The following is a 757-nucleotide window of genomic DNA, read 5'->3' as shown; positions in this document are numbered from 1 at the left end:
CACTTTGTGATTCATGACTGGGGTGAAGTCGTAACAAGGTAACCGTAGGGGAACCTGCGGTTGGATCACCTCCTTACCTGAAGATACCTTCCCGCGCAGTGCTCACACAGATTGTCTGATAAAAAGTCACGAGCAGAAAAAACCTCTACAGGCTTGTAGCTCAGGTGGTTAGAGCGCACCCCTGATAAGGGTGAGGTCGGTGGTTCAAGTCCACTCAGGCCTACCAAATTTCTTCTCATGCTGCGTTATGCGCGCGGTCGTTTACCTGAGTAAACGTCCCTTCCGCATGCCTTGCCTGAAAAGAAATTGCATCCTTCTCATGAAGAATGTAACTCGGTTGAGTGGTAGTAGTGGTCTCTGCAGTAACTGTATGGGGCTATAGCTCAGCTGGGAGAGCGCCTGCCTTGCACGCAGGAGGTCAGCGGTTCGATCCCGCTTAGCTCCACCATACATGCTGTATTTTTCTGAAATACCTCAGAGCGTACCGGCGACGGTGTGCTGTGACGTATTATGCTCTTTAACAATCCGGAACAAGCTGAAAATTGAAACGACATGGCGCGTTCATTCTCCGTAATAAGAATGAAATGACGACATGTTCGAGTCTCTCAAATGCTTACAGTCTGCAGCGTTGAAAAACGCCTGTGGGTTGTGAGGTTAAGCGACTAAGCGTACACGGTGGATGCCCTGGCAGTCAGAGGCGATGAAGGACGTGCTAATCTGCGTAAAGCGACGGTAAGGTGATATGAACCGCTACAGC

General features: G+C 50.1%; 2 tRNA genes and 2 rRNA genes. All 4 read left to right on the top strand.

Annotated elements, in window-relative coordinates:
- Positions 1-76 (top strand): 16S ribosomal RNA (locus AC1V0D_RS21950); the annotation flags it as partial.
- 73 nt (positions 77-149) lie between these two features.
- Positions 150-226, top strand: a tRNA-Ile gene (locus AC1V0D_RS21945).
- A 146-nt stretch (positions 227-372) separates the two neighbouring features.
- Positions 373-448 (top strand) — tRNA-Ala (locus tag AC1V0D_RS21940).
- A 204-nt stretch (positions 449-652) separates the two neighbouring features.
- Positions 653-757: ribosomal RNA gene (locus AC1V0D_RS21935) — 23S ribosomal RNA — on the top strand; the annotation flags it as partial.

Source organism: Pantoea sp. PA1, from assembly GCF_056856975.1.
Note: the sequence above shows the minus strand (reverse complement) of the source record. Positions and strands in the feature narration are given on the sequence as shown.